Here is a 25,325-nt window from a genome sequence, read left to right as displayed (position 1 = left end):
AAAACCTAATTAAGCATAATTATTGAAATATTTCTACCATAATCAGCATGATTTAAACTTTTTGATCTTCTAGCACTAAAAAATTTATTTTTAGCATCGAATGTATCAACGTCAATTTTTTCTATTTTTTTCACACCAGACTGAAGAATTAATGATTTAACATAACTAGATAAGTTAAAATATAACTTTTCTTTACCCATTTTAAAAAATTTATGATTAGTTTTGTCTTTTCTTATAAATTTTTTATAAAAATCTTTTTGAACTTCATAATTTTTAACTGATATTGATGGACCTATAACTGCTGTAATATTTTTTGTTTTAGACCCTCTCTTAACCATAAATTTAATCACTTTTGATATAATTCCCTTAAAGGCACCTTTCCATCCTGAATGAATTGCAGCTATCATTTTTTTCTGATTGTCAAAAATAAGTATTGGTACACAATCTGCAGTCAAAACCGCAATAGGTAAATTTACTTGGTCAGTAATAATTGCATCAGCCTTAGGTTTTATTTTTGATTTATACTTTTGATCAATAAACACGAATTTATTACTATGAATTTGATTAAGTAAAAAAATATTTTTTGAGTTCTTAGAAATTTTTTTCCTGACAATATTTAAATTTTTTTTTACACTTGCACTATTGTCATTTGAACCTGGACCACAATTTAAACTTTTATAAATATTTTTTGATACACCACCGATGCTATTAAAAAAACCATGTTTGATAGCTTTATTTTTTGAAAGCTTTTTAGATTTAATCAATTTCAAAACCTGTTTTAAATTTATTGTTTTTAATTTTAATCAACATTACCTTAAATAACTCTCCCATTTGTTTCTCATCAATTAAACGTCTAATTCTATAAAATAGATCTGTTTTTTGTGAGAAGGCTAAATTATTACTTACAATCTCTGCTCTCTGCAAAATTCCCATTCTTGTTAAGAATTTTTTTTGATTAGTAATTAGATGATCTAGTTTTTCAAATTGATTAATATAATTAGCATATAAATTAAAATTTAAATTGTATGTGATATCAGAATCACCAATATCTTCTAATATGTTTGAGAATTTATGATCTTTTATTGCTTGAATAGTATTTTTTATTTTCAGATCTAAATATCCATAATCAATTATTAAAAGTCCACCATTTCTGTTCTCAATAATTTTACAAATTCTCTCTAGATATTTAAACGCTTCGGGAGAGTATTCAATAATATCTTGGTCCTTAGATATTTCAAATTTAAGTTCTTGCTCTATTGTTTTAATATCAACTTCTTTATCATTGAACTCAGCCTTTTTGTAAGTTTTTAAATTAACATACCTTTCAAACCAATTATTCTCCTTTTTAAAAAATTGCTTTATTGGAAGTGCATCAAAAAATTCGTTTGCAAGATAAATGCAAGGAAATGTGTTGTCGATTTCAACTTCATTTACCCAGATTATTTTTTCAGAATTTAAATTTTTTTCTTGTTCATCAATTAAAAATGAACTTTTTTCATGAATCATTAAATTACAGGAGTTAAAACAATCTGGAAAATTCTTTAATGTTTCAGACACAACTTTCATCATTTCTCCATTACCAGCGCCAAGTTCAATTAAGTTAAATTTTTTAGGTGAACCGATGCTTTTCCAAAAAGTTATTACCCAAATCGCAATTATTTCTGAAAATAGTCTTGTGATGTTGGGAGACGTAATAAAATCACCTTCCTTTCCAAAAGGATTTTTTTTCATATAATAACCATTTTCTTTATCGTAAAGAGCGTGATTGATAAATTGATCTAGAGGTAAATTAGTCGACTTGTTCATTTTTTTTCAAAAAGAAAATAATTAATCCAATTATCAAAAACATAAAACTTATTAACTGACCCATAGTTAAATTGAATATTAGGTATCCCAATTGATCATCTGGAACTCTAAAAAATTCAACAATAAATCTAAAGATTGAATAGAAAATTAAAAATAATCCAGAAATCAATCCAGCTTTTTCAAAATTTCCTCTAATTCTAAAATAAACTAAAATTAAAAATAAAATTAAACCTTCTAATAATGCCTCATAAATTTGTGAAGGATGTCGTGGTTGATTATCTATTTGTATGAAAGTAACTGCCCAAGGTAAATTAGTTATAGTTCCATAAAGTTCAGAATTTATAAAATTTGCAATTCTTCCAAAAAATATTCCAATAGGCGCAACTAGAGCGACGACATCTAAATATAGAAACGCATTTTGATTATTTTTTTTTGCAAACAATATAGTTGCTACAATAATACCAATTACTCCTCCGTGAAAAGACATGCCGCCTTCCCATACTTTTAAAATATCTAATAGATTATTGATATAGAATTCAAAATTATAAAATAATACATAACCAATTCTTCCACCTAAAATAATTCCGATGATTAAGTACGTTATATAATCATCAAAGTTTTTATTTATTTCAGAATTCTTTAAGAACAGTTTTTTTGCTATTAACCATCCAAATAAAATACCAGCTATATAAGCTAGAGAATACCATCTAATTTCTAAAGAAAATATTTCTATTGCTACTGGGTCAAAATTATTGATGAACATTTTAAATTATATCTATATTGTATATCTCAAATATGAAAAATTCTAAATTTATAATTGATAAATTTGCAAAACTACTAGAGCAGGGATTAATAACTTCAAAAGATTTATCATCTGAAATCTTAAATATATTTAAGTCAAAGAGAGATGAATTTGTTTTTAAAATGAAACTTACAAGCAAGGATGAATTTGAGATTCTTTCAAAGAGAGTAGAAAATTTAGAAAATAAAATTTCAAAATTAGAAACAAAAAAAAAGAAGAAAACTAGACCGGCAAAAAGATCTTAACTCTTAGCCCATTAAATTTTGATTTTTCCAGCATAATGTTACCACCATGGGATTTGATAATATCAGAAGCAATTGAAAGTCCTAGACCAACACTAGATTTTGAATCATTTCTCCCTTTGTCCATCTTATAAAAAGGTTTAAATACGTTTTCATGTTCTTTTTTAGGTATCCCTGGACCGTCATCATCGATAATTATAAATAGGTTTGTATTTTTTTTGGTTAGGCTTATTTCAACTTTGTTTGCATATTTTAATCCGTTATCAATCAAGTTATTTAAAGATCTATTGATAAGGTTCTTTCTGCCATTAATGTAAATTCTAGGAATTAAATTATGAGAAATGTTTTTATTATTATATTTTTTTATAATTTCCTCTATTAGTTCTGAAAGATTAAACATTTCGTCTTTTTCAACATATGACGAGCTTGTAAATTGCAGATATTCATTAAGCATTTTTTCCATTTCGTTAATATCATCTGTTAACTTATCAACTGCATCTTTATCTTTAAGAAAAGCTAATTGTAGCTTCATTCTTGTTAAAGGAGTTCTTAAATCATGACTAATACCCGACAACATTTCAGTTCTCTGATTAAGATGTCTTTCAATTCTCTTTCTCATTTTGTCAAACTCATGACCTGCTTGACGTATCTCAAGTGCACCTGAGGGTTTAAATTCCTCTATGTCTTCTCCTTTTCCGAAACTTTCAGCTGCACGAGCTAAATTTGTAATCGGTCTAGTTTGGTTTTTTAAAAATATTAGTGAAATAATAACCATTATAATTGCAGGAACTGTAATCCAAAGTGCAAATATTCTTGCAGAGGTGCTAGTAACTCGATCTTTTGGAACTAAAAATTTAAAATATCCATTTTCATATTTTATTCTTAAATCAACTAGTTCTTTATAGTTTGTAGTATTAAACCAGAAGATATCAGGAGAAAATTTAGATTTTAATTCTCTTCTTAGAGTTCGATCAATTGGACTAAACCATCTTTCTTTATTTTGATCACTTAATTTTTCATCAACTACTAATTCAATATTTAAATCTAGAAATAATGAAAATAGGTTTGTCACTTCTTGTTTATCGTTCTCCTCATTTTGATAAGCTTCTACAAAAGCACTAATCTCATTAACCAGAGTTCTGGTCATACCTTTATTAGTTTTAATCCACAAACTATCAAAGAAAACAATGGTGATTATTAATTGGATAGTAATTACAGGGACCGCAACAATTAAGAGTGCTCTATAAAATAATCTTTTTGGTAAAACTTTTTTAAAGAAATTACTCAATCCAGAGAACATATCCTGCACCTCTAATTGTTTGCAAAAACTTAGGACTTTTTTGGTCTATTTCAATTTTTTTTCTCAATCTAGTAATAATAACATCAATGGACCTTTCTTTATCCAAATTAATCAATTTTCCTATATCTTCTCTTGAAAATGTTTTTCCAGGACTATTAATCATTTTTTCTAAAATTGTCTTTTCAGTATTATTAATTTTAAATTCTTTTTGATCTCTAATAATTAAAAGTTTATTTAAGTCTATTTTGATATTTTCAAATTCAATTATTCTTTTTTGTTCAGTTTTTTTTGTCTTATCTAAAATGTTTTTTATTCTTAGAATTAATTCTTTAGGTTCAAATGGTTTGGGCAAATAATCATCTGCACCAATTGCAAGACCTTCTATTCTTTCTTTGGCTTCTCCTTTTGCTGTAAGAAGTATAATTGGAGTATCTAAATTTTTTTTATTTTCTTCTACAAATTCCAATCCATTCTTTCCAGGCATCATTATATCGAGCACAATTAGATCAAACTTTATTATTTTTATTTTATTAGAGGCATCTTCAGCACTTTCAGCTGTAGTTACTAAATAATTATTTTCGTTTAAAAATTTTTTGACCAATGATCTAATACCATCGTCGTCATCAACTACTAAAATATGTGCTAAAAAATTATCCATTAATTATTTTATTTAATACATTGTCAAAATTAACAACCTCTTCTGAAGTTGAATTTAAAAGAGCTGAATAAATTCTTTTTTTTTGTAAATTAAAAATTTCTTCAAATATTTTCTTTCCTTTTTCGTTTAAAAACACATGTTTAACCCTTGTATCCTGATCATTTTTCTTAAATATGACGATGTCTAACTTTATTAAATCTTTTAAAACTCTGTTAAGGCTCTGCTTAGTTACTTTTAATTTTTTAAGAAGATCTGAGATAGAGATACCTTCGTAAGATGAGATTAGGTGAATAACCTTATGGTGTGCCACACCAATTGAATATTTATCTAAAATTTTTTTAGAGTCAGAAAATGTCTCTCTGTAACTAACAAATAATTTTTCAATTAAACCCTTAAGTTGATCGTCTTTAAGATATAAAAGTTCTTTCATAATGGGTAAGTTATATTGACATATCAAAGATACAAAGATATTTTTCACTGATATTTTAAAATATTTTCACTAATGATACCGTACGATAAAAGATCTGGAAAAATTTGGTACAACAATGAACTTGTTGATTGGGGAGATGTAAAACTCCATGTGTTAAGTCATGGTTTACATTACGCGAGTTGTGTTTTTGAAGGTGAAAGAGTTTATGATGGCTCTATTTTTAAATTAGAGGAACATACATCTAGATTTTTTCATTCTGCTAGAAGAATGGGTTTTGAAATTCCTTATACTGAAGACCAAATTAATACTGCTTCAAATAAAATAATTGCAACTCAGAATGTAGAAAATGGATATGTAAGACCAGTAGCTTGGAGAGGCACTGAAATGATGGCTATTTCAGCACAACAAACGAAAATTCATGTTGCGATTGCAACTTGGGAATGGGGATCTTACTTTGATCCGAAACTAAAAGTCGAAGGCATTAAATTAAATATTTCAAACTGGAGAAGACCAGCTCCTAACACTATACCTTGGGACACTAAAGCATCAGGTTTATATATGATTTGTACATTATCAAAACATGAAGCTGAAAAACAAGGTTACACAGATTCTTTAATGTTGGATCATGAAGGAAATATTGCTGAAGCAACAGGGGCCAATGTATTTTTTAAAGATAAAAATGGAGAAATTCACACACCAATCCCAGACTCATTCTTAGATGGAATTACAAGAAGAACTGTAATTGGAATTGCAAAATCAAAAAATATAAAAGTACATGAAAGAAAAATTAGTCCAACAGAACTTCCTAATTTTGTAGGATGCTTTTTAACAGGGACTGCCGCTGAAGTGACACCTGTTTCTTGTATTGCAGAAAATCAATTCAAAGTTTGTGATACAATCATTGATCTTAACGAAAGTTATCAAGCATTGGTAAGAAAGAAAAAAGCAGCCTAGTCTTTATTATCTTCAGATATTGCGTGATCAATACCTTTTCGTAAATAATCATATCCTGTAAATAAAGTAAGTGCAGCTGACAACCATAAAAGAATAATTCCAATAGTTTGAGCATTATAATCTTCAAAGTTGATTATTTTGTTTCCAGTATCTCCTGAAAGCAGAAGACCAATAGCAACCATTTGTAATACTGTTTTAAGTTTAGCAAGATTTGAAACTGGAAGTTTAATCTGTCCTTTTGCTAAAAATTCTCGTAATCCTGAAATTAAAATTTCTCTAGTTAATATTATTATAGCTGCAATAACTTCATAGTTTCTAATTGTTCCATCCATCACCAACAAAATTAGAGCTGTAGCGACTATAATTTTATCTGCAATTGGATCTAATAGTTCTCCCAATTTAGACTCTTGTCCTAACATTCTAGCTAACATGCCATCTAAAAAATCTGTAAATGAAGCAATTATAAATAAAATTAAAGCAGTTAAATCACCATAAAAGCCAGGGAGATAAAATGCTAAAACGAAGAAGGGTACAATTATTATTCTCCCTATTGTCAGAATATTTGGAATTTTTTTTAACATAATTATTCGTGAAAGAAGTTATATATCTTTTTTGCTACTTTTTCTTCAACACCTTCAACAGATTTAATTTCATCTAAACTAGCAGACTCAACAGATCTCGCTGACCCAAAATGGTTTAGTAGCGCTCTTTTTCTAATTGCTCCAATACCTTCAATTTGGTCCAGTAAAGATTTACTAATTCCTTTTTTTCTCTTTGCTCTATGGGCACTGATTGCAAATCTATGCGATTCATCTCTTATCCTTTGAAGGAAGAATAGAGTGGGGTCATTTTTTGAGAATTTATATTCTTTGCCATTGTGAAAAAATGTTTCATTTCCACTATTACGAAATTTACCCTTTGCTATTGCAATAATTGGAATGTCGTGAAGTCCTAATTCATTTAAACTTTCTCTAGCTACTGAATATTGTCCTTTGCCTCCATCAACTAATACTAAATCAGGAAAAGTGAGATAATTATCTTTTTCCTGAACAGCACGTTTAAACCTTCTGTTTAATACTTCTCTCATCATGCCGTAATCATCTTGCTCATTTTTTTTGTGCTTGATGTTGAACTTTCGATATCTTTTTTTAATAAATCCCTCATCACCATATGCAATTAAAGCTCCAACACTATTTGTTCCTTGGATATGGCTGTTATCATAAACCTCAATTAAATTTATATTTGTTTCAAGATTGAATTTTTTTGCAACTTCATCAAAAAGTTCTCGATTATTCTGACTCTCATAAAGTTTTCTATTCAAACTGTCTTTTGCATTTTTTATTGCTTGATTAATTACTTTTAGTTTTGAACCTTTTTTAGCAACACTAATGTTAATTTGTTTTCCCTCTTTTTGAGTTAAAGTTTTTTCAATTAAAACTTTTTCTTTTATTTCCTCAGATAATATTATTGCAGAAGGCACACTTTTATTTTCATAAAATTGTGAAACGAATGAATTTAAAATATCTCCTAATTTTTCATCAGGGTCATGTTTTGGAAAAAAAGCTTGGTTACCCCAATTTTGCTTTGAACGATAAAAAAATACTTGAATACAAGTTTTGCCAGACTCTTTGTATCCAGCAATAACATCTGCTTCTACTAAGTTTGCCTCATTAATTCTTTGAGAGGATTGAATAATATTTAAAGCTTTAATTCTATCTCTTAAAATTACTGCTTTTTCAAAATCTAATTCCTCACTTGCCTTTTCCATTTGGCTGGAGAGATTTTTTTGAATTTTTCTTGATTTACCTGACACAAATTCAATAGCATCATCAACTGTTTGTTGATAATCACTTTTTTCAACATAACCAACACATGGTCCAGAACATCTTTTTATTTGATAAAGAATACAAGGTCTTTCTCTATTTTTAAAAACAGTATCATCACAAACTCTTAGATGAAAAATTTTTTGGATCATCTTTATAGTCCAGTTAGCTGAACCTGCTGATGCAAAAGGTCCAAAATAAAACCCTTCTTTTGTTTTTTTTCCTCTATGTCTTTTGATTTGTGGCCATTTATCTTTGTTACCAATGAAGATGAATGGAAATGATTTATCATCTCTTAATAAAATATTGAATTTTGGTTTAAATTTTTTAATTAGGTTTGCTTCTAGAAGTAGAGCTTCACTTTCATTCGAAGTAGTTGTTATCTCTAATTTTCTAGTTTGAGACAACATTCTCTCAGTTCTGATTATATGGTTTTTTTCAGATACATAACTTTTAAGTCTATTAGGAAGATTTTTTGCTTTTCCTACATAAAGGATTTCATTTTTTTCATTTAGCATCCTGTAGACACCAGGAAGTTTAGGGACTAGCGAGAGCTCTTTTTTAATTACCTCTTTTCCTATTTCAGAGCTTATCATGACTTCTTTTTTTGGTAATTTGAATACCAACAGATGAACATTGCTTAAGAATTTCTAATTTCTCAATTTTCAACATTATTTTAGCAATTCTTTGATCTTTGAATAATTCATCAAATACAGCCTCAGCTAATGTTTCAAGAAAGTTGTAATGTTTTTTTTTAACAAGTTTTGTGATCAATTTTACAATTGTTCCATAATTAACAATTGATTTTATATCTTTATCACTTGATGGCTTTTTATCCTCGTAATCAATTTCTAGGCTAAATTTAACTTTTTGAGGTTTTTTCTTTTCAAAGTCATAATAGCCAAGTTTTAAATTTAAAATTAGTTCATTAATTAGAATTTTCTTTTCGTAATTAAAAAGACTTTTGTTTTTATTTATTCTTACAATCTTAAAATTACCTCTTTTCATTCTTTGCCCATAATATCTGGTGTTTGCCAGTTTAAGTTCTGCCCACTATCTATGGCTAAAACTTGTCCTGTAATAGATATATTTTTTATAAAAAAGTCAACAGCATTACATATTTGTTCAACATCTACTTGTCTTTTTAGTGGGGTTGCTAAATACTGTTTTCTAAAATGTTTTTCAGATTGTCTTTGATTTTTAATAGTTGGGCCAGGCGCAATACCGTTTACTCTAATCTTTGGAGCTAAACTCATAGCACTAGTTTTGGTTAAAGTATAAAGTCCAGTTTTACTAATTGTGTACGAGAAAAAATATGGAGTTAGTTTGAAAACTCTTTGATCAATTATATTAATTATATTGTTGTTTGTTCCTTTAACATTTTTTGCAAACTCTTTTGATAATAATGCAGGTGTTCTTAAATTTGTTCTTAAATGCTGCCCCCAACTATCTGTTGTAAAGTTTTCTAATTTATCATTTTCAAACAAAGAGGCATTATTAATTAGACAATCAAAATACTTAAGTTTTGATTTTGCATATTTTACTATTTTATTTACATCATTTTCTTTACTTAAATCACCTTTAACCAAGTAAACTTTAGTACCATTATTTGATAGTTCTTTTTTTAACTTCTCAGCTTTTGATTTTGATTTATTAAAATGAATCAAAATTTCTTTATTAGGACCAGATAATTTTTTTGCTATTGCAGCACCAATTCTTGTTGCTCCACCTGTAATAATTATTTTCCGTGCTTCCATTTTTTATCTCTTTTTTTTGTAACTTTTGTTCCAGGCATCCCCATTGTTGATCGACCTTTAGGATAAAGTTTATTTTTTACATCATACTGCCTTATTTTTGGATTTAATGTAATTTCTAATTCGCTACTTTCCAACTTTCTTATTTCGTCTCTAATTTTAGCGGCTTCTTCAAATTCAAGATTAGATGCAGCCTCTTTCATCTTTTTATCTAGTGCTTTAAGATGTTTCTTTAAGTTTCCACCAACATTAGAACCCTCGCTTATTTTTACATAATCTTTTTCATAAACACTCTCTAAAATATCGCTAATTTCTTTTTTAACTGATGTAGCACTAATTTTATGTTTTTTATTATAAGCTATTTGAATATTTCTTCTTCTATCAGTTTCAGCAACTGCCTTTTTTATACTTTTAGTCTCTTTATCAGCATACAAAATAACCTTTCCATCTACATTTCTTGCTGCTCTTCCTATTGTTTGAATGAGTGATGTTTCCGATCTTAAAAAACCTTCTTTGTCTGCATCTAATATTCCAACTAGTGCACATTCAGGAATATCTAGACCTTCTCTTAATAAGTTTATCCCAACTAAAACATCAAATACACCCATTCTTAAATCTCTCATTATTTCAATTCTCTCCAAAGTATCGATATCTGAGTGAAGGTACCTAACTTTAATTCCATTTTCATGAAGATATTCTGTTAAGTCTTCTGCCATTTTTTTAGTAAGAGTTGTGACTAAAACTCGATGATTGTTTTCAATCACTCTTTTGCATTCGTGCATCAAATCATCTACCTGATTTTTTGCAGGTCTAATTTCAACTACAGGATCAATTAGTCCAGTTGGTCTGATAACTTGATCAATAAATTTTCCTTTTGTTTGCTCTAGTTCCCATGGTCCTGGTGTTGCGGATACAAATACAGTTTGAGTTCTCATTAAATCCCACTCTTCAAACTTTAAGGGTCTATTATCCATACACGATGGTAGTCTGAACCCATATTCTGCAAGAGTACTTTTTCTTGATCTATCTCCTTTGTACATTCCATTAAGTTGTGGAACAGTTACATGACATTCATCAACAAATATTAATGTATTATCTGGAAAATATTCAAATAGAGTAGGAGGAGGTTCTCCTGGTTTTCTTCCAGATAAAAATCTTGAATAGTTTTCAATTCCTGCACAAGAACCAGTTGCTTCAATCATTTCTAAATCAAACTTAGTTCTTTCTTCTAACCTTTGAGCCTCTAATAATTTATTTTCTGCTCTATGTTTTTTTAAAGTTATTTCTAATTCTTTTTTTATATTAATGACTGCTTGTTCAATTGTGGGCTTAGGAGTTATGTAATGACTATTCGCATAGACTTTTACTAAACTTAGCTCTCTAACTTTATCTCCTGTTAGAGGATCAAATTCTTCTATTTGTTCTAATTTATCTCCAAATAGACAAAGCCTCCAAGCTCTGTCTTCTAGATGGGAGGGAAATATTTCTAAATATTCTCCTCTAGCTCTAAATGTTCCTCTATAAAAATTTTGATCATTTCTTTTATATTGTAGAGCTACTAAAGATTTAATTATTTCTTCTCTGTTGTAATCATAATTTTTTTGAAGAGTTAGCGTCATTTTACTGTACGCCTCAACAGAACCTAATCCATAAATACATGAAACACTTGCTACAATTAAAACATCATCTCTTTCTAAAAGAGATCTAGTTGCTGAGTGTCTCATTCGATCAATCTGCTCATTAATTGATGCCTCTTTTTCTATGTAAGTGTCAGATCTTGGTACATACGCTTCTGGAGTGTAATAGTCATAATAAGAAACAAAGTATTCAACTGCATTATCTGGGAAAAATGTTTTCATTTCTCCATAGAGTTGTGCTGCTAGCGTTTTGTTTGGAGCAAGTATCAATGCAGGTCTATTAGTAGCCTCGATAACTTTTGCCATTGTAAAAGTTTTTCCAGATCCTGTAACTCCAAGTAATACCTGGTTAAATTGATCTTTATTTGCACCGTTTACTAATTTTTTAATAGCTTCTGGTTGATCACCCGCAGGTTTAAAATCAGATTTAATTTTGAATTTTTTTCCACCTTCGAGTTTTCCACCAATTTTAGGATTTTTACTCTGAATATCTGTAATTAAATCTTGATAAGTATTTTCCATATATTAAACAGCGTATTAGAATTTATTTATATTTCAATGAGCATAATATCAGACAGTTTAAAACGAATTAAACCATCACCAACTATTGCAGTTACTCAAAAAGCAAGAGAACTTAGAGCTGCAGGAAAAGATGTAATTGGACTTGGAGCTGGAGAACCAGATTTCGATACACCAGATAATATTAAAAATGCTGCAATTAAAGCTATCAAAAGTGGAGACACCAAATACACAGCTGTAGATGGAACACCTGCTTTAAAAAAAGCAATCGTAGATAAGTTTAAAAGAGAAAACAAAATTAATTACACTACAGATCAAATCACTGTTGGAACTGGTGGAAAACAAGTTCTTTATAATGCTTTCATGGCAACTTTAAATAAAGGGGATGAAGTAATTATTCCTGCACCTTTTTGGGTTTCTTATCCCGATATGGTTTTATTAGCTGGTGGAAAACCAAAGATAGTTAAGTGCACAGAAGAAGAAGGATTTAAACTTACTGCAAGTAAATTAAAAAAAGCCATTACTAAAAAAACAAAATGGGTGATTTTAAATTCACCTTCCAATCCAACTGGAGCAGGCTACTCAAAAAAAGAAATTGAAGATTTAGCTAAAGTTTTAATGAAAAATAAAAAAGTTCATATTTTGAGTGATGACATCTATGAACATATAGCATATGATAATTTTAATTTTTATACGATTGCTCAAAATTCAAAGTTAAAAGATAGAACTTTGACAATGAATGGGGTTAGTAAATCGTATGCAATGACAGGTTGGAGAATAGGGTATGCCGCTGGACCAAAGGATATCATAAAAGCAATTGGTAAAATTCAATCTCAATCCACATCAAACCCATCATCAATAAGTCAAGCTGCTGCAGTTGAAGCTTTAAATGGCAACCAAGGTTTTATAAAAAAAAGATCTAAAGCATTCAAAGAAAGAAGAGATTTTGTTGTTAAAAGTTTAAACAGCATTAAAGGTATAAACTGTTTAACCCCTAACGGAGCTTTTTATGTATTTCCAAGTTGTAAGGGATTGTTGAATAAAAAAACTAAATTGAAAACAGATACAGAATTTGTTCAAAAACTACTTGAACAATCGAATGTTGCAGTCGTACAAGGGTCTGCATTTGGTTTAGATGGATACTTTAGAATTTCTTATGCTACTTCAATGCAAAATTTGAAGAAAGCAATGGATAGAATAAAATCCTTTTGTGAAAGCCTTTCTTAATAAGTGAAAACAGCATTACTATTTGGTGCAACTGGATTAGTTGGCGGACATGTTTTAAATCAACTTATTCAGAATAATAATTACTCTAAAATTAAAATATTTGTCCGTTCCTCAACTCAAATAAACAACTCAAAAATTGAAGTAATTCAAACTGATTTTAATAATTTAGAAAAACACAAAGAAGAAATTGAGGGAGATGAATGTTTTTTCTGTATTGGGACAACAAAAAAAAATTCTCCTGATAAAAATGAATATCAAAGAATTGAATTAGATATCCCAAAACAAGTAGCCCAAATTACAAAATCTAACAATGTTAAATCTTATTTTTTTGTATCTTCAGGATATGCAAATTCCAAAAGTTCAGGAGATTATTTAAAATATAAGGGCCTTGTAGAGGAAGAGATCTTAGGTTTAGGTTTTTCTAAAATAGGAATTATGAGACCCTCATTTATATTAGGTAACAGAAAAGAATTTAGACTAGGTGAGAAAATAGGAATAATAATTTTTAAGCTTCTTAACCCTTTATTTGTTGGACCATTAAAGAAAATGAGATCAATTCATTCAGAAACAATCGCAAAAGCAATGATTAAACTTGCAAATAGTAATATTGATCAAAAAATCTTCGAGTCAGATCAAATTTCAGATTTAGTAAAATAAATTTATTTTAAGGTACAATGACTATTTTCTACGATACACCCAACTTTTTCCATTTCTTCATCAAATATCTTTGGATGTCTTAAAGCATAAATATTTTTTAAATAATTAATTCCATAACGTTTAAATTTTCCATCTTCTGTAAGTGCACCAGACTCGTGCCCATATGAAACCACTGTTTCTAATAAATTTCCTTTTTTATCATAGAGAACTGTTTCTCCATAACAATTACAAAAATAACTTCTGTTCTGTTTAGGCTCAATATCAATGAAAATAGAGGTTCCTCTTATTCCAATTGTGCCGTGAGGAATTTCAACATTTAATTCATCTTGTCTTTTTCCAAAGACTGCATGAACAGAACCTTTGATAACTTTTAATAAGTTCTTTGAGACAAATTGAAGTTTTGTTTCAGGTCTTATCAAATAAAAATCATCTTTTACTTTAATAATTGATTTTTCATCTTTAGTTTCAATTGTAGAATTATTTAAATCTTGAAAATTTAATTCTGCTTCCTTACCATCTATAAAAAATTTTCCTGATAATATTTTATTAGTTTCTGAAGCAAATGCGAGCTTTGGATTTAATCCCCAAGCAATCATAATTTGACTTACAGTTTTTATAAATTTTCTTCTGTTCATTTCGACTAATTTTATACCTGAAATTTAAAGATGACGTTATACAAAATTTTTATACTAAGCCTAATCTTACTACTGATTTTCCAGCATCAATTAGAGCCCCACTTGCTGGTTTAAATTTAAAACCAATTAAATCTTCAGCATATTTCGTCTCTGGTTTCATCTCTAATTCAAGATCAGGGATCATTGTTTTTGCACTTGAGTCCAACATGCTAATAAATTTCACCATAAAATTTGGTAAAGTTTTCTTAGGAAGTTTTTTTGCATAGTCTGGCAATGCTTCAGCTAAAATTTTTGATGTCTCAAGTAGTGTTTTAACTTCTTTTCCAATAATTAATCTTCTGCCACCAACTTTTGAATTTCCTAAGCAAGCAACATGAGATTTTGCGACATCTTGAACATCAGATATTAAGATCCCCCATTTAGGTGTTGCTGGAAATTTACCTTTTAAAAATTGTCTTACATATTCAATCGAAGTTCCACCTTTAGTATCTAAAGCATCTCCAAATACTCCACCAGGATTTATACAAGTAAGTTTATTTTTAATCCCTTTACTTTCCATTAATTCCCAGGCTGCTTTTTCAGCAATTGTTTTGGATAGAAAATAATCATTAACTCCTTCAACCCAATTTTCATCAGTCCAATCATTTTCACTAAATGAATAAGGATTTGATCTATTTGGCTTTCTAAACATTGCTGCTATTGAAGATGTAACTACAAATTGCTCTGCATTTGCTTTGATACCAGCATTTAAAACTCTTAAAGTTCCATCTTTTGCAACTGGTATTAAATTTTCTCTATTTTTTGAGACCTTCATCGGAAAAGGGGAAGCCATATGAATTATATATTTACATCCCTTTGCAGCTTCTTCCCAACCTTCGTCACTTAAAAGATCGAGTTTTATAAAAGATAACTTATCTATCGAAGCATATTTACTAATTGTCTCTTTTGTTTGAGAAATTACGTCATCACTTCTAACTGTTCCTAAAACATCATAACCTGAATTTAATAATTCTATTGCAGTATGTTTGGCTATCCATCCACTTATTCCAGTTAATAGCACTCTATCAGTCATAACATTTCTCATTTTAATTATTTATTAATTGTATCTCAAACTAATGAGATAAGAATTTTTCTGCTTCTAACGCAGCCATACATCCCATACCAGCTGCTGTCACTGCTTGTCGAAAAGTTTTATCTTTAACATCACCTGCAGCGTAAACTCCAGGAATATTAGTTTCTGTAGAATCTGGTTTTGTAATTAAATAACCTTCTTTATCCATTTCTAATTGATCTTTGAAAAGTTGAGTTGCAGGATCGTGACCAATTGCAATAAATAATCCATCTAATTTAACTTCTTCTGTTTTTTCAGTTTTCAAATTTTTAATTTTTATACCCTTTACATTTTTTGGTTCACTATCCCCTAAAACATCCTCAACAACAGAGTCCCAAACAATTTCAATTTTTTTATTTTCCATCAATTTCTTTTGAAGCATCTTTTCAGCTCTCAAACTATCTCTTCTATGAATTAATTTTACTTTTGATGCAAATTTTGTAAGAAACATTGCTTCTTCTACTGCAGCGTTACCACCTCCAACTACAGCAACTTCTTTGTCTTTAAAGAAGAAACCATCACATGTGGCACATGCCGAAACTCCAAATCCTCTAAATTCTTGTTCAGATTTAATGTTTAACCATCTTGCTTGTGCGCCAGTTGAAATAATTATGCTATCTGCAGTATATTTTTGTCCGCTGTCACCAACAGCCTCAAATGGAGTAGATTTTAAATTCACTGATCCGATATGGTCTTCTATCATTTCTGTTCCAACAGCTTTTGCTTGATCTCTCATTTGATCCATTAGCCATGGTCCTTGAATTACTTCAGCAAAGCCTGGAAAATTTTCCACATCAGTTGTAGTTGTTAATTGTCCGCCTGGTTGAGCTCCGTGAACAAGGATAGGATTCAACATTGCTCGTGCAGCATAAACAGCAGCTGTGTATCCGGCAGGACCAGATCCAATTATTAACACTTTTGTGTGTTTAGTTGGATTTTGACTCATATGAAAGCTATATAGTGATTAATGTCTAAATTAAAAGGTTTATTATTAACTCAAGGGATGCACGGAATGATTAGTCAAGTCGAGGGACTTGCTAAAGCACTTGATATTGATTTTACTCACCACAAGGTTGAACTAAAAAGTATTTGGAAACTTGTTCCACCTAAATTTACTCCAATTTCTCAAAATGTTTATAAAAAGATTGAAGATAATGATTTTGATTTAATAATCTCATGTGGAAGAAAGAGTGTAATTCCATCTATTCACTTAAAAAGTATTTCTAAAAAAAAAATATTTAATATTCATATCCAAGATCCAAAAATAGATTTTAATCATTTCGATTTTATTGTTGCTCCAGAACATGATGGAATTAAAGGCAAAAATGTTATTAGCACAAAGGGAGCTATTCATTATCTTTCAGAGAAAGAAATTGAAGAAAATAAAGATTATTTAAATTCTTTTATCAAACAAGATGAGAGAAAAATTTGGTGCTTAATTATGGGAGGACCAACAAAATATTATGATTATTCAACTAAAAATATGAAACACATTTTCTCAATGTTTTATAAATTAATGAAGAAACATAATTTCCAATTAGTAGTAATTCCATCAATGAGAACCCCAATAAATACTATTCATTATGCAAAAGAGTTTTTTGGAGAAAATCACACAGTGATTATGGATGTAGATAAAAAGGCATATCTATCTGCTTTAGCTTTATCTGAAAATATAGTTGTTACATGTGACTCTAGCTCCATGATCTCTGAAGCTGCTTTGACAGGCAAACCAATTTATGTTGCTAATATTTTACCAAAAAAGAATGACAAAAGATTCCAAAGATTTAGAAATTTATTTAGAGAACTAAATATCACTAGAAACTTAGGTGAGGAAATTGAAAATTGGAACTATGAAAAACTTGATGAAACTAATAGAGTAGCAAAAGTTATAAAAGAAAAAATTCAATCTTAATGTCATTTTTAAATTCTATAAAAAATAATTCAAAAAAATATGAAACACCATTTGATCATTGGGAATATAGCAATGCTCTATCTGACGGAGCAATTGAAGAGATTATTAAAGCAGATATTCCAAATTTAAGTGAGCATAATTTGAATTATGACGGAACAAGAGCAATTGATGGAGGGGCAGCAGAATTCAGAGAAGGTATTTCCTCTGGTGGTAAAGCAATAAAATTTAGATGTTTTGTAACAAAAGAAAATAGTTCTCAATTTCCAAATCTTGTAAAATTTATAAATGAACTACAATCAAAAGAAACATTTGAGACAATATCCAAAATGATCAATAAAGATTTATCGAACTCATACGTAAGGGTAGAGGTGATTTGTGATAGAGAAGGTTTTTGGCTCAAACCGCACTGTGATATTAAAGAAAAATTAATGTCAGGATTAATTTTTGTAAATAAAACTAACGAGTCTGAAGATTTAGGGACTGATTTTTATAATGAGAAATTAAAGAAAGTTAAAACATTGCCTTACAGAAATAACTATGGCTATCTTTTTACCAGCGGACCAAATACTTGGCATGGCATGGAAAAAAAGAGCATTCTTAAAGAAAGACGATGTTTACAAGTAAACTATGTGACTTTCGAAACTGACTGGAAAGTAAATAATTAAAATTTATTTAATGAAATTAATCCAGATTTTGGATCAATAATTTTTTCATTTAAGGTAGCAACTTTACCAACTGCAAAACCAGCATTCTCAATTACTTTTTTAAAGTCCTCTTCAGAAAAATTTGGAGTATTTTCAAAGTTTATAAAAGCAACGCCTTCTGGCCATGAAACCTCAACATTACCTTCGCCTGTTGCAGCTTTAAGTTCTTTTTCAACTTTTGCTTGGCATGCCATACATACCATTCCATCTACAACTCCAATCATAGCAACTTCTGCTTTGACTATGTTTTGAAAAAATAATAATGATGTAAATAAAACTAATAAGATTTTTTTCATAATTCTCTTATAAACTATTTTTTTTAATTTAATATACCCATATTGGGTAATACTATTGAAATTTATTTATGAACATAAAAATGCATTCAAATCCTTCAGAGTTAAAAGATACAAGATTTAAAATAGAGGAATATTGCAAATTAAATCTACCAAATATTGAAATAGCAAGTGTAACTCTAGCAATTGATGAAGCTTTGCAAAATGTAATTCGTTATTCATATAAAATGAAAAAAGATCAAAAAATTGATTTAAATTTAGAAATTTTAAATGATAGTGAGCTTAAAGTAATAATTACTGACTACGGTGAACAAGTACCATTAGATACAATTAAACCAAGAGATTTAGATAAAGTCAGACCTGGAGGTTTGGGAGTATACTTTATAAAAAAAACCTCGAAATTTTGTGAGTACAAACATAATCAAGTTGGTCCAGGTACAACTTTAACTTTAATTTTTTAACTACTCTTCTTTAATAAGTTTAGGCTTTGAGCACTTGTAAAACTGGTTGGAACCTCTTAAAGATTTTTGCAGCATTGCTAATTCATTTGAATTTTGATTATAAGTTACATTAGTCTGCAATCCTCCAATTGAACCGTTTGATGTAAAAGATGATGGGGTTTGTCTATCCATCTTGAAATTTACTTTTGTCTTTGAACTATTAATTTTTGTTAGAATGATTTGTTTTCTTTTATTTGAATAAACCCAAACAGTTGTATTTTTTTTATTTTTACAACTTAATTGATAAATATTTGCATTAGAATTTTTAGGAATAAAAGCTATAACAATTAAAACAATGGTAAATTTTAAAAAAAATTTAAATAACATTAAAATATTCTTTTTAGCTTTTTTTGCATTTTTGGCAGCTAACTATCTTTATAATAATATCATAACAAAATCCACAGCTAACAATATCAAGTTTTTAGAGGTTGAAGTTGAGTTAAAAGGTAATGTAGATTTCAATTTAAAATGTGAAGGAGCAAACAATCCAAACCCCTCAAGTGTAAATAGAGGTCTTGGTGAACAAACTGAAAGTAATTGTACTGGCACTGGAATTTTTTCTGCAGTAGTTCCGCAACAAAGATTTACTGAAAGTTCAAATTAATTTATTCAACTAATTTTTTTAGCTTTAAACCTTCAAGACATTTTTCCATTGTAAACATTCCGTCTTTAGCAGATGTTTGAAGAGTAGATTGAATTTGCTCTGTTTTACCTTCTCTAATCAAATTTCTTATTGCTGGTGTCCCTGTCATTACTTCATGACAGCCAATTCTTCCTCCACCTTTCTTTTTTAATAATTGTTGAGACATTACTAATCTGATTGATCCTGCTAACATTGTTTGCGCTTGTTCTTTTTGAGCTGGGGGAAATACATCTAAAATTCTTGTAATTGTTGATGACGCGCTACTTGCATGTAAAGTTCCAAAAACTAAGTGACCGGTTTCTGCAGCAGTTAATGCTAATGAAATAGTTTCTAGATCTCTCATCTCACCAACTAAAATTACATCAGGATCTTGTCTTAATGCGGACTTCAATGCTTTTGCAAAACTACCAGTATCTTTTCCAACTTCCCTTTGAGAAATAATACTTTTTTTAGCAGGATGAACAAATTCAATAGGATCTTCAATTGTAATTATATTTTCTGCTCTATGAGAATTAATCTGATCTATCATTGCAGCAAGTGATGTAGATTTACCAGAACCAGTTTGTCCTGTAACAAGTACCAAACCTGTTTTATGAGTGATTGCTTCATGTGCTGCCGGTGGCAAACCTAGTTTTTCAATATTAGGAATCTCGCTTATAATTTTTCTAAGAACCATACTTGGTCCATATGAAGAATAATAACCGTTTGCTCTAAATCTCTGTCCATCAACAACAACAGCAAAATCTAAATCACCATTGCTAATTAAATAATCATATTGCGCTTTATCTAAAGATTGTTTCCAAAAAGTTTCTATATCTTGTCTTGAAACAATATCTTCACTAAAAACTTTGATCTCACCATTTTCTCTGATTGCAAATGGTTGATTCGATCTGATGTGGATATCCGACAAATCATATTCTTTTGGATATGATTTTAATTTATCATGAAGACTCATAAATGTTTTGATGCTCTAAAAGTTATAGCTTTTCAAGTTTTTTTTAATATTGATACATATATAAAGTAACACAACTAATGCTTGTGTACCGATTCGGTATTTATTATTGTGATTTTATTCGGTTTTTATAAAAAATTATGATTGATAAAATTGGACCTCCTATTGCAAAAGCTTTTGCTCCTATCATTAAATTAATAGGAAAAAATCACTCAAAAAAAGAAAAAGTAATAGGTGTGGTTTTTAGAGATAAATTTATTCAAGCCGCAGAAATTTCATACAAAAAAGGTGTTTGTAAAATTGATAATTTCTCTAATCAACAAATAGCAGGAATTGGAGAAGACCAAGATTTTTTATCCGCAACAACATATTTAAGTGATCAAGTAAAAAATGCATTAGACTCTATTAAGACTAAAACAAAAGACATTGCCGTTTCTTTAGATACATCCAAAGCACAAATTTATAATTTACAAATTCCAATTATGGATGAAGAAAGTTTAAGGGAGGCAACCGCTTTAGGTGGATTTTGGGATCAGTTTGATGAAACACCTGAAAATTTAGATGAATTTGAAACAAGTTATTCTGTAATGAGTACAAACGAAGAGCTTGGTGTAATGGATGTGGTTTTAGTTGCCATGGAGATAAAGTTTGTGGAAACTTATTCTAATATTTTTAGACTTGCAGGTTACAATCCTGTGGTCATTGATCTTGCACCTTTCGCTCATGTTAACTCTCAAGGAATTCTTCTTGGTAAAGAAGGATTTGAAACTCCAAATGTCATTTTAAACTATACTAAAGAAGAGAAGAGTATAACTATTTGTTCTAATAAAGGTTTTCAATATTCAGAATTAAATATTATTGAAGCAGATCAGGTATTACTTGATACAGTTGAAGAGGTAGAAAGTATAGAAACAGAATTTTGGGATGAAATTTTTGAAAGACTAGGTTCTCAAATTAAACAGTATTTAGTTGAGTATGAAACAAAGTATGAATTTGATCCTATAAATATCATTACAGTAATTTCAGATAAATCTAAAATTAAAAATGTTTCAAAAGGAATTGAGCGACAATTGGGAGATGTTGTTGTTAAGCTTTATAATCCTGAGGACTCTGCTGAGATTTCTGATAGTGCAAAAAAATATATAGATTCACTTAGCAATAAATCTCTTGCATCAGAAGCAATTGGTATAGCATCAAGAAAATTAAATTCTTTTAATCTTGAAACTAACGAAATAATTTCTGTAAATCTTTTATCTAATTTTGATCAGGTAAAAACTAACAGAAGATCAAAATCTTTAGGTAATTTTTGTTTAATGATTTCTATGATTTTTGTTTTAGGTATTATTGGACACGTTCTTCCATTTAAAATTTTAAAATTAATGAATAATTCATCTAAATTAGCTGCCACTAAAATTTTAGAGGAAGATCTTGAAAGTAAAAATAATCTCTTGCAAGGATATAATGCAAAAATCGATAGTATAAATGAAGATAAAAGAATTGCAGCAGCATTTGGTTCAAATTTAAAAACAACTGCAAATCTTTATGCAAGTTTAAATCAAATAGTTCCAAAAAATATAAGATTGACTAGTTTTGGAATACAAGAAAAACATAATATTTTATTTTCTGGTGTAGCCATGAACGATCAAGCTGTGGTAAATATGATGAATAGTTTTTCAGACAATGAAGTTGTTAATGATAGTAAAATTGAGGCATTAGTTGAATTTTCTAAACAAGATCGAATAGCACTTTACACAGTTGCTGGACAACCTGACCTAAAAGAGGAAGATTTACCCAAAGAAAAAATAACAAAAAAATTTAATTCAAGATTATCATTAAAAGCTTTATCAAATGAAGTATTTGATGATGAAACTATAGTTTCAGATCTATTAGAGGCAGGTAAAGAATAATGTTACTAAGATTTATATTTACAATTATCTTTCTATTCTATTTTGGTAATTCTTTTAGCAGCGATCCATTTACTAATGAAATTGGTATTGTAAGAGAGCCAGAAGTAGTTGAGATTAAAATTGAAGATACAGTTGAGTCTGAGACAGATTTATTAATTCAAGAAGAAGCTAATGAAGAGGAATTGGCAGAAGAATTATCTAATAACACTGAAGAGGTGATTGAAGTTGTTGAGGCTGAACCTGAGAGCACCGAAATTGTTACAGTTTTAAATATTGATCCAATAATTGCATACTCTTTAAGAGATTATCTATTAAAAGGTGTTGCACTAAGCAAAGAATCTGATCATCAATTTCAAAGAGCTAAAATAAAAAAAATCGATAGAGCAAAAACACCTACTACTCACACTATTTCGAAAGACGATACAATTGAGAAGATTGCTTTTAGATACGGTTTTTCTTTAAGAGAAATAGAAGTTGCAAATGCAATTTATCCTGGATCAAGAAAATTAGTAATTGGTGACAAGATAGTTATACCAAATAGATTTCATATCGTAAAAGAGGGTCAAAACTTAAATACGATTGCTGAAAGATATAATTTAAATGCAACGCAACTTGCTTCTTACAATGATCTGGATGATGAAAATATTATTTTGATTGGTGATAAACTATTACTCCCATTCTTTATTCATGTAACAAATGAGAACGAAACAATAGCTGATATTGCTGGAAGATATGAAAGAGAAATAAGTGAATTAATAGAATTTAATGCTTTTGAAAAAAACACAATTATTTTAAACGAAAATCAATTAGTAAAAATTCCAATTTATACGAATGAGAATATTTCTTATGAAAACTTAGACAAGAAGAGTATTAACGATTTTAAAATAAATAGAAAAAATCTTGCAATAATTGAAATAAGCAACAGTCAATTTATGGTTAGAGAAGGAGACAGAATAGGAAACAGAGATGGCGTGATAGTGTCAATTGAAAAAAATAAAATGATTGTTTTAGAGGATAATATTGAATATGAGTTTTTAATTAATACTCCAATAGTAGGAATGGCAATTGCATCATTACCACAATCAAATAATGAAGATTTAATCAACGATGATGTAAACAATGATGATATAAATATTGAAAATCAAACAGAGAATAATGAAAATAATAATAACGATAATGAAAGTGAAACAGTAACCAATGTTGAGGATTTATTCAATTAATGACAAAATTTATTAAATCATTCCTGGTTTTAACACTTTCTATGTTACTAGTAAGTTGCAGTAGTTCAAATAGGCCCAAAATGGCTTATGATCAAAAAGATAAAGGAGCTGTTCAAGAAATTGAGTCTTTCAATGTAAAGGCAAGTGCTGAAAATTTTAGACAAACTGCAGAACAATTCAATCAAGACTCAAACGATATTTTAAATAAAAATAAAAAAGAGGAAAAGTTAGTAAGAAGAATCTCTTTAACAGAGGGTAAAACGCTTGAAAAAAAATCACTTAAACTAATTGATAGAAATTTAAAGATTAAAAAGTTGGAAGATACCGAAGTAAGTTTAAAGCTTAATAATATGAATATAAGATCAGCTTTAAAATTATTTGCTGGATTAGTTCAGAGAAATATTATCATAGGTAATGAAGTAGATGGTGAAATAACTATTGATTTTGAAAATATAAAATGGGGTTCTGCTGTTTATGCTATTTTAGATATTAACAGTTTAATTATGACTGTTGATGAAGATTCTGGTTTGCTAAGAGTTCATACAAAAGAATTTTTTGCTGAATTAGAAAAAGCTAAAATAGACAATACTATAGAGGAAAATAATAATTTAGCTTCCTTAGATATTGGCGGTTCAGTATCAAACGAGGGAGATGGTTCTGAACCTTTGGTTACAGAAATATTTAAAGTCTTTTATCAAAGTTCAACAGATTTAGTAGAATCTCTTGGGGAAGTTATGGGTGAAACCGAAGGCTTTACTATGGTAGATGATGAAAAAAATAATCAAATTATAATTACAGGAACATATGCACAATTAAATCAGGCAGAGAATATTTTAAACAAAATTGACTTGGAAAAAAAACAAGTAATGATCGAGGCTTATATTGTTAATGCAACTGATGGCTTTAATAAAAACTTTAGTGCGAACATAGATGCATTAAATGCTGCGGCAACTGCAAATGGAAGTGATAGAATAACTTTTTCAGGGATTGATACCAACCCAGGAAATACAACTTCAATAACTCCTGTGGCTGATACGAGTCCTGAAGCTATATCTAATGCAGATTTATCAGATGCAGTCAGTTTGGCAGGAGGAGCATTTTTGCTTGGAAATATAGGAATGACAAAGATCAAAGCTGTAATCACTGCATCAGTGAAAGACTCTAATACAGAAACAGTTTCAAATCCAAAACTATTTGCAATGGACGGTGAAGAAGCAACTCTTACTCAAGGTACAACTTTAGTAAAAGTAATTCCAGCTTCAGGTGATGCTGCAGGATCTACAGTAGAAATTCCACAAAATTTAAGCATCACGGTGAAACCGGAAATTGTTGGAGAAAGTAGAGTAAAAATTGAATTATCACTTGCAAATGATGCACCAGGTGAAAGCTCAGGTGATGACGTTGTAACGAACGAGGAATCACTTACATCTATAGTACAAATTAATGCAGGTGATGTAGCTGTGCTTGGAGGTGTTTATAAAAATACTAGAGAAAACAGCGAAACTTATGTGCCGTTCTTCTCAAAAATTCCATTACTAGGAGCATTTTTTAGACAAACAACTGATAAAGACGATAAAACTCAACTGTTAATATTCCTAAGTGCAAATGTTGTATAACTTATAATTTTTATTATAACTTT

The 25,325-nt window shown here is 29.2% G+C and carries 28 protein-coding genes; 11 read left to right on the top strand and 17 right to left on the bottom strand.

Annotated features, from left to right (window positions below; genetic code table 11):
• Positions 1–5: 5 nt before the first annotated feature.
• From pgeF to lgt, 3 genes are read right to left on the bottom strand one after another with little or no spacing between them, the layout of a single operon-like run.
• Positions 6–770, bottom strand: a complete 765-nt coding sequence (gene pgeF / locus ACTTBK_RS05160; RefSeq protein WP_440618922.1) for a peptidoglycan editing factor PgeF — start codon at positions 768–770, stop codon at positions 6–8.
• Positions 757–1,806, bottom strand: coding sequence for an SAM-dependent methyltransferase (locus ACTTBK_RS05155; protein ID WP_440618920.1), 1,050 nt, complete (start codon positions 1,804–1,806; stop codon positions 757–759). The genes pgeF and ACTTBK_RS05155 overlap by 14 nt, the downstream gene beginning before the upstream one ends.
• Positions 1,790–2,569, bottom strand: a complete 780-nt coding sequence (lgt, locus tag ACTTBK_RS05150) for a prolipoprotein diacylglyceryl transferase (protein WP_440618919.1) — start codon at positions 2,567–2,569, stop codon at positions 1,790–1,792. Before lgt ends, ACTTBK_RS05155 begins: the two co-directional genes overlap by 17 nt.
• A gap of 32 nt (positions 2,570–2,601) precedes the next feature.
• Between lgt and ACTTBK_RS05145 the strand changes: the two genes are divergently transcribed.
• Positions 2,602–2,853: a hypothetical protein gene (locus ACTTBK_RS05145; RefSeq protein ID WP_075506383.1), complete on the top strand. Its 252-nt coding sequence runs from the start codon at positions 2,602–2,604 to the stop codon at positions 2,851–2,853.
• On the opposite strand, the gene ACTTBK_RS05140 is transcribed toward ACTTBK_RS05145, so the two are convergent.
• Genes ACTTBK_RS05140 through ACTTBK_RS05130 form a run of 3 tightly spaced genes read right to left on the bottom strand, consistent with a single transcriptional unit; the run spans position 2,831 to position 5,238 of the window.
• Positions 2,831–4,150, bottom strand: coding sequence for an ATP-binding protein (locus tag ACTTBK_RS05140; RefSeq protein WP_440618918.1), 1,320 nt, complete (start codon positions 4,148–4,150; stop codon positions 2,831–2,833). The genes ACTTBK_RS05145 and ACTTBK_RS05140 overlap by 23 nt on opposite strands.
• The gene (locus ACTTBK_RS05135) at positions 4,131–4,808 is read right to left on the bottom strand and encodes a response regulator (protein ID WP_440618916.1); all 678 of its coding nucleotides are present in this window, start codon (positions 4,806–4,808) and stop codon (positions 4,131–4,133) included. The genes ACTTBK_RS05140 and ACTTBK_RS05135 overlap by 20 nt, the downstream gene beginning before the upstream one ends.
• A complete protein-coding gene (locus tag ACTTBK_RS05130; RefSeq protein ID WP_428080895.1) occupies positions 4,801–5,238 on the bottom strand; it encodes a MarR family winged helix-turn-helix transcriptional regulator in 438 nt (145 codons plus the stop codon). Before ACTTBK_RS05130 ends, ACTTBK_RS05135 begins: the two co-directional genes overlap by 8 nt.
• Positions 5,239–5,310: 72 nt before the next feature.
• Between ACTTBK_RS05130 and ACTTBK_RS05125 the strand changes: the two genes are divergently transcribed.
• Positions 5,311–6,192 (top strand): branched-chain amino acid aminotransferase, encoded by an 882-nt coding sequence (locus ACTTBK_RS05125; protein WP_440618915.1) that lies wholly within the window; start codon positions 5,311–5,313, stop codon positions 6,190–6,192.
• Here the strand turns inward: ACTTBK_RS05125 and pgsA are convergent.
• From pgsA to uvrB, 5 genes are read right to left on the bottom strand one after another with little or no spacing between them, the layout of a single operon-like run.
• Positions 6,189–6,773, bottom strand: a complete 585-nt coding sequence (gene pgsA, locus ACTTBK_RS05120; RefSeq protein WP_075506378.1) for a CDP-diacylglycerol--glycerol-3-phosphate 3-phosphatidyltransferase — start codon at positions 6,771–6,773, stop codon at positions 6,189–6,191. The genes ACTTBK_RS05125 and pgsA overlap by 4 nt on opposite strands.
• Before the next feature lie 2 nt (positions 6,774–6,775).
• The gene (gene uvrC, locus ACTTBK_RS05115) at positions 6,776–8,611 is read right to left on the bottom strand and encodes an excinuclease ABC subunit UvrC (protein WP_440618914.1); all 1,836 of its coding nucleotides are present in this window, start codon (positions 8,609–8,611) and stop codon (positions 6,776–6,778) included.
• Entirely contained in the window at positions 8,598–9,023 is a 426-nt protein-coding gene (locus ACTTBK_RS05110) for a dihydroneopterin aldolase (protein WP_440618912.1), read from the bottom strand. Before ACTTBK_RS05110 ends, uvrC begins: the two co-directional genes overlap by 14 nt.
• Positions 9,020–9,772 carry an SDR family oxidoreductase gene (locus tag ACTTBK_RS05105; protein ID WP_440618910.1) on the bottom strand — a complete coding sequence of 251 codons (753 nt, stop codon included), beginning with the start codon at positions 9,770–9,772 and terminating at the stop codon, positions 9,020–9,022. The genes ACTTBK_RS05110 and ACTTBK_RS05105 overlap by 4 nt, the downstream gene beginning before the upstream one ends.
• The gene (uvrB, locus tag ACTTBK_RS05100) at positions 9,754–11,928 is read right to left on the bottom strand and encodes an excinuclease ABC subunit UvrB (protein ID WP_440613811.1); all 2,175 of its coding nucleotides are present in this window, start codon (positions 11,926–11,928) and stop codon (positions 9,754–9,756) included. The genes ACTTBK_RS05105 and uvrB overlap by 19 nt, the downstream gene beginning before the upstream one ends.
• A 36-nt stretch (positions 11,929–11,964) precedes the next feature.
• Between uvrB and ACTTBK_RS05095 the strand changes: the two genes are divergently transcribed.
• A complete protein-coding gene (locus ACTTBK_RS05095; protein WP_440618908.1) occupies positions 11,965–13,152 on the top strand; it encodes a pyridoxal phosphate-dependent aminotransferase in 1,188 nt (395 codons plus the stop codon).
• Positions 13,153–13,155: 3 nt separating this feature from the next.
• Positions 13,156–13,809 (top strand): NAD(P)H-binding protein, encoded by a 654-nt coding sequence (locus ACTTBK_RS05090; RefSeq protein ID WP_440618906.1) that lies wholly within the window; start codon positions 13,156–13,158, stop codon positions 13,807–13,809.
• 2 nt (positions 13,810–13,811) lie between these two features.
• Here ACTTBK_RS05090 and ACTTBK_RS05085 read toward each other — a convergent pair whose 3' ends face one another.
• The 3 genes from ACTTBK_RS05085 to trxB are packed head-to-tail and all read right to left on the bottom strand — an operon-like array spanning position 13,812 to position 16,501.
• The gene (locus ACTTBK_RS05085; RefSeq protein ID WP_440618905.1) at positions 13,812–14,444 is read right to left on the bottom strand and encodes a hypothetical protein; all 633 of its coding nucleotides are present in this window, start codon (positions 14,442–14,444) and stop codon (positions 13,812–13,814) included.
• Positions 14,445–14,493: 49 nt separating this feature from the next.
• A complete protein-coding gene (locus ACTTBK_RS05080; RefSeq protein WP_440618903.1) occupies positions 14,494–15,528 on the bottom strand; it encodes an NAD-dependent epimerase/dehydratase family protein in 1,035 nt (344 codons plus the stop codon).
• A gap of 28 nt (positions 15,529–15,556) precedes the next feature.
• Complete coding sequence (trxB, locus tag ACTTBK_RS05075; protein ID WP_075506369.1) at positions 15,557–16,501, bottom strand: thioredoxin-disulfide reductase; 945 nt, start codon at positions 16,499–16,501, stop codon at positions 15,557–15,559.
• A 21-nt stretch (positions 16,502–16,522) separates the two neighbouring features.
• On the opposite strand from trxB, the gene ACTTBK_RS05070 reads away from it, so the two are divergent.
• Positions 16,523–17,467, top strand: coding sequence for a mitochondrial fission ELM1 family protein (locus tag ACTTBK_RS05070; protein WP_440618902.1), 945 nt, complete (start codon positions 16,523–16,525; stop codon positions 17,465–17,467).
• On the top strand, positions 17,467–18,132 hold the full coding sequence (locus ACTTBK_RS05065; RefSeq protein WP_440618900.1) for a hypothetical protein: 666 nt from the start codon (positions 17,467–17,469) through the stop codon (positions 18,130–18,132). Before ACTTBK_RS05070 ends, ACTTBK_RS05065 begins: the two co-directional genes overlap by 1 nt.
• Here the strand turns inward: ACTTBK_RS05065 and ACTTBK_RS05060 are convergent.
• Entirely contained in the window at positions 18,129–18,467 is a 339-nt protein-coding gene (locus ACTTBK_RS05060; RefSeq protein ID WP_440618898.1) for a heavy-metal-associated domain-containing protein, read from the bottom strand. The two genes, ACTTBK_RS05065 and ACTTBK_RS05060, sit on opposite strands and share 4 nt — an antisense overlap.
• Positions 18,468–18,535: 68 nt before the next feature.
• On the opposite strand from ACTTBK_RS05060, the gene ACTTBK_RS05055 reads away from it, so the two are divergent.
• A complete protein-coding gene (locus ACTTBK_RS05055; RefSeq protein ID WP_440618896.1) occupies positions 18,536–18,925 on the top strand; it encodes an ATP-binding protein in 390 nt (129 codons plus the stop codon).
• Here the strand turns inward: ACTTBK_RS05055 and ACTTBK_RS05050 are convergent, their stop codons facing one another.
• Positions 18,926–19,291, bottom strand: coding sequence for a hypothetical protein (locus tag ACTTBK_RS05050; RefSeq protein WP_440618895.1), 366 nt, complete (start codon positions 19,289–19,291; stop codon positions 18,926–18,928).
• Between ACTTBK_RS05050 and ACTTBK_RS05045 the strand changes: the two genes are divergently transcribed.
• Complete coding sequence (locus tag ACTTBK_RS05045; protein WP_440618894.1) at positions 19,260–19,568, top strand: hypothetical protein; 309 nt, start codon at positions 19,260–19,262, stop codon at positions 19,566–19,568. The two genes, ACTTBK_RS05050 and ACTTBK_RS05045, sit on opposite strands and share 32 nt — an antisense overlap.
• 1 nt (position 19,569) lies before the next feature.
• On the opposite strand, the gene ACTTBK_RS05040 is transcribed toward ACTTBK_RS05045, so the two are convergent.
• Complete coding sequence (locus ACTTBK_RS05040; RefSeq protein WP_075506362.1) at positions 19,570–20,562, bottom strand: type IV pilus twitching motility protein PilT; 993 nt, start codon at positions 20,560–20,562, stop codon at positions 19,570–19,572.
• Positions 20,563–20,699: 137 nt separating this feature from the next.
• Between ACTTBK_RS05040 and ACTTBK_RS05035 the strand changes: the two genes are divergently transcribed.
• The 3 genes from ACTTBK_RS05035 to ACTTBK_RS05025 are packed head-to-tail and all read left to right on the top strand — an operon-like array spanning position 20,700 to position 25,302.
• The gene (locus ACTTBK_RS05035; protein WP_440618892.1) at positions 20,700–22,466 is read left to right on the top strand and encodes a fimbrial assembly protein; all 1,767 of its coding nucleotides are present in this window, start codon (positions 20,700–20,702) and stop codon (positions 22,464–22,466) included.
• Complete coding sequence (locus ACTTBK_RS05030) at positions 22,466–23,686, top strand: LysM peptidoglycan-binding domain-containing protein (RefSeq protein WP_440618891.1); 1,221 nt, start codon at positions 22,466–22,468, stop codon at positions 23,684–23,686. The genes ACTTBK_RS05035 and ACTTBK_RS05030 overlap by 1 nt, the downstream gene beginning before the upstream one ends.
• Entirely contained in the window at positions 23,686–25,302 is a 1,617-nt protein-coding gene (locus ACTTBK_RS05025; RefSeq protein ID WP_440618889.1) for a secretin N-terminal domain-containing protein, read from the top strand. The genes ACTTBK_RS05030 and ACTTBK_RS05025 overlap by 1 nt, the downstream gene beginning before the upstream one ends.
• The last annotated feature ends 23 nt before the right edge of the window (positions 25,303–25,325 follow it).

The organism is Candidatus Pelagibacter sp. HIMB1493, from assembly GCF_052047995.1.
In the GTDB taxonomy this organism is placed as follows: Bacteria; Pseudomonadota; Alphaproteobacteria; order Pelagibacterales; family Pelagibacteraceae; genus Pelagibacter.
The sequence above is the reverse complement of the archived record's forward strand: the minus strand, read 5'-3'. Positions and strand labels throughout refer to the sequence as shown.

Coding starts and splice junctions, on each gene's coding strand:
- ACTTBK_RS05040 (WP_075506362.1), bottom strand. CDS start 20,562: ATGAGTCTTCATGATAAATTAAAATCATATCCAAAAGAATATGATTTG.
- ACTTBK_RS05055 (WP_440618896.1), top strand. CDS start 18,536: ATGAACATAAAAATGCATTCAAATCCTTCAGAGTTAAAAGATACAAGA.
- pgsA (WP_075506378.1), bottom strand. CDS start 6,773: ATGTTAAAAAAAATTCCAAATATTCTGACAATAGGGAGAATAATAATT.
- trxB (WP_075506369.1), bottom strand. CDS start 16,501: ATGAGTCAAAATCCAACTAAACACACAAAAGTGTTAATAATTGGATCT.
- ACTTBK_RS05050 (WP_440618895.1), bottom strand. CDS start 19,291: ATGTTATTTAAATTTTTTTTAAAATTTACCATTGTTTTAATTGTTATA.
- ACTTBK_RS05045 (WP_440618894.1), top strand. CDS start 19,260: ATGGTAAATTTTAAAAAAAATTTAAATAACATTAAAATATTCTTTTTA.
- ACTTBK_RS05085 (WP_440618905.1), bottom strand. CDS start 14,444: ATGAACAGAAGAAAATTTATAAAAACTGTAAGTCAAATTATGATTGCT.
- ACTTBK_RS05065 (WP_440618900.1), top strand. CDS start 17,467: ATGTCATTTTTAAATTCTATAAAAAATAATTCAAAAAAATATGAAACA.
- lgt (WP_440618919.1), bottom strand. CDS start 2,569: ATGTTCATCAATAATTTTGACCCAGTAGCAATAGAAATATTTTCTTTA.
- ACTTBK_RS05080 (WP_440618903.1), bottom strand. CDS start 15,528: ATGAGAAATGTTATGACTGATAGAGTGCTATTAACTGGAATAAGTGGA.
- ACTTBK_RS05140 (WP_440618918.1), bottom strand. CDS start 4,150: ATGTTCTCTGGATTGAGTAATTTCTTTAAAAAAGTTTTACCAAAAAGA.
- ACTTBK_RS05130 (WP_428080895.1), bottom strand. CDS start 5,238: ATGAAAGAACTTTTATATCTTAAAGACGATCAACTTAAGGGTTTAATT.
- ACTTBK_RS05070 (WP_440618902.1), top strand. CDS start 16,523: ATGTCTAAATTAAAAGGTTTATTATTAACTCAAGGGATGCACGGAATG.
- ACTTBK_RS05105 (WP_440618910.1), bottom strand. CDS start 9,772: ATGGAAGCACGGAAAATAATTATTACAGGTGGAGCAACAAGAATTGGT.
- uvrB (WP_440613811.1), bottom strand. CDS start 11,928: ATGGAAAATACTTATCAAGATTTAATTACAGATATTCAGAGTAAAAAT.
- ACTTBK_RS05110 (WP_440618912.1), bottom strand. CDS start 9,023: ATGAAAAGAGGTAATTTTAAGATTGTAAGAATAAATAAAAACAAAAGT.
- uvrC (WP_440618914.1), bottom strand. CDS start 8,611: ATGATAAGCTCTGAAATAGGAAAAGAGGTAATTAAAAAAGAGCTCTCG.
- ACTTBK_RS05060 (WP_440618898.1), bottom strand. CDS start 18,467: ATGAAAAAAATCTTATTAGTTTTATTTACATCATTATTATTTTTTCAA.
- ACTTBK_RS05145 (WP_075506383.1), top strand. CDS start 2,602: ATGAAAAATTCTAAATTTATAATTGATAAATTTGCAAAACTACTAGAG.
- ACTTBK_RS05095 (WP_440618908.1), top strand. CDS start 11,965: ATGAGCATAATATCAGACAGTTTAAAACGAATTAAACCATCACCAACT.
- ACTTBK_RS05135 (WP_440618916.1), bottom strand. CDS start 4,808: ATGGATAATTTTTTAGCACATATTTTAGTAGTTGATGACGACGATGGT.
- ACTTBK_RS05025 (WP_440618889.1), top strand. CDS start 23,686: ATGACAAAATTTATTAAATCATTCCTGGTTTTAACACTTTCTATGTTA.
- ACTTBK_RS05030 (WP_440618891.1), top strand. CDS start 22,466: ATGTTACTAAGATTTATATTTACAATTATCTTTCTATTCTATTTTGGT.
- ACTTBK_RS05125 (WP_440618915.1), top strand. CDS start 5,311: ATGATACCGTACGATAAAAGATCTGGAAAAATTTGGTACAACAATGAA.
- ACTTBK_RS05035 (WP_440618892.1), top strand. CDS start 20,700: ATGATTGATAAAATTGGACCTCCTATTGCAAAAGCTTTTGCTCCTATC.
- ACTTBK_RS05155 (WP_440618920.1), bottom strand. CDS start 1,806: ATGAACAAGTCGACTAATTTACCTCTAGATCAATTTATCAATCACGCT.